The organism is Rhizobacter sp. P3_B12, assembly GCF_056402895.1.
Genome location: NZ_JBFUGN010001202.1, coordinates 1 through 1,646, shown reverse-complemented (window position 1 = coordinate 1,646; position 1,646 = coordinate 1). Strand labels below are relative to the sequence as shown.

The 1,646-nt window shown below is 64.1% G+C and carries 2 protein-coding genes; both read left to right on the top strand.

Features of this window, described 5'->3' with window-relative positions; all coding sequences use genetic code 11:
- Positions 1-480 (top strand): phage major capsid protein (locus AC1D01_RS33765; protein ID WP_477873827.1); only part of this gene is annotated, 480 nt, incomplete at its 5' end.
- A 224-nt stretch (positions 481-704) separates the two neighbouring features.
- The gene (locus AC1D01_RS33760) at positions 705-884 is read left to right on the top strand and encodes a hypothetical protein (RefSeq protein WP_056820441.1); all 180 of its coding nucleotides are present in this window, start codon (positions 705-707) and stop codon (positions 882-884) included.
- The last annotated feature ends 762 nt before the right edge of the window (positions 885-1,646 follow it).

The following is a 1,646-nucleotide window of genomic DNA, read 5'->3' as shown; positions in this document are numbered from 1 at the left end:
CCGCTGTTCCACGCGAAGCATGGCAACCTGGCCGTCGCAGGTGCCGCGCTGTCTGCCGAGACGCTGGGCATTGCACGGGCCGCCATGCGCAAGCAGAAGGGACTGCAGGGGCTGGGGTACTTCGATCCGCAACCGCGCTTCCTGATCGTGCCGGTGTCGCTGGAGACGAAGGCAGAGCAGCTGCTGGCCAGCCTGGTCGATCCGGGCATGGCGAACAACACTGGCAACCCGGAGTGGATTCGTCGCCTGGTGCTGGTCTCCGATCCGCGCCTCGATGAAGTCTCCGAAGCGGCGTGGTACCTCGCTGCGGACCCGACCCAGCACGACACCATCGTGCGCGCCTACCTGGCCGGCGAGCCGCGCCCGTACCTCGAAGAAGACGAGGAATTCGAGCGCGACGCCGTGGCACACAAGTGCCGGCTGGACTTCGGTGTGGGCGTGATCGACTACCGCGGGCTGTACAAGAACCCGGGCAAGTAAAGAGGCAAGACAGGCGGCGGGCGAGAAGTTGGCCATAGCCCGCGGCCTGAGCGTTCGGCGGCACGAACGCGGTTTCCAGGGAACATGGCTGACACCCTCTGAGACGGTGACCGGAAGCACCCCTCAGAACGCGCACCAGGGACGCGAGAATGCAGCGAGGTGCGTAGCAGGGAGCCTGTCCTTCGGGGCGGCTCCCTGCGCCTTTTCAATGACATGGAGCCTCAATGCATTTCGAGAACATCAACGAAGTTTGCGAGCTGGACAGTGAGCACGAAGTGAACCTGTACCTGAACGCCGGCTGGCTGCTGCTGAACACCGTCGCGAAGCGCGATGGCGATCGCAGCTGGTTCGAATACTGCCTGGGTTGGCCGAACGAGCTACCGGGCTGGCATCCGGGAATCTAGATCCAGCTCGATGGCGAGTGTGCAAGCGGCCCCATGCGGGCCGCTTTGCTTTGTCCATCACGCTTTGACCTGCATGCCTTCATCCTCATGCCTTGAGGGCCGCAGGCCTTCTACCGCTCGCCCGCGTAAGGGCGGGGGGCGCAGCTCCTTTCGCGCCGCTGTGGCTCCGATTCACGCCTCGCGGCTGACGCCGGGTGCTCCAGAGAAGAACAGGTTGCCCGCGGGTTCGATGCGGTCTGTCCGCAGGATTTGTCCGCATGTCCGCAGTCCATGAGCCTCTGTCCGCAGTGCCACTGCGGACACGCAAACCCAGCATCCATGCGGGCTAGCGGCCCATTTTGGCGTTTGTCCGCATGTCCGCAGAGATTTTGAGAAGGGGAAGGCGTTGGCCAGTGCGAGCGCCACATGTCGCCGGACTTCGACGGTCCGCCGTCCGCGGCGTCCACAGCCTTTGGCGGACTGTCCGCGGCCCCGTCGCGGACACGCAAACCTAGCATCCATGCGGGCTGGCGGCCGATTCGAGGGCTCGTCCGCACGTCCGCAGCGAAAAGGGTAGAGGGGGCGATTGGCACCCCACCCCCCCTGTTGGGTCCTCCCTGGGGAACCCCGATCAAGGGTAATTCGAACCCCGATCGCTATCTAGTTGTGATGCTGGCATAGGGGGGTGATATCGGTGACGATAGTGGGGTGTTGTGCGGTGCGCGAAGAGGCAACTATGGAAATGGCGATACCAGACCACTTCAAGGCGTTCTTGGACGAGCT

Coding starts and splice junctions, on each gene's coding strand:
- AC1D01_RS33760 (WP_056820441.1), top strand. CDS start 705: ATGCATTTCGAGAACATCAACGAAGTTTGCGAGCTGGACAGTGAGCAC.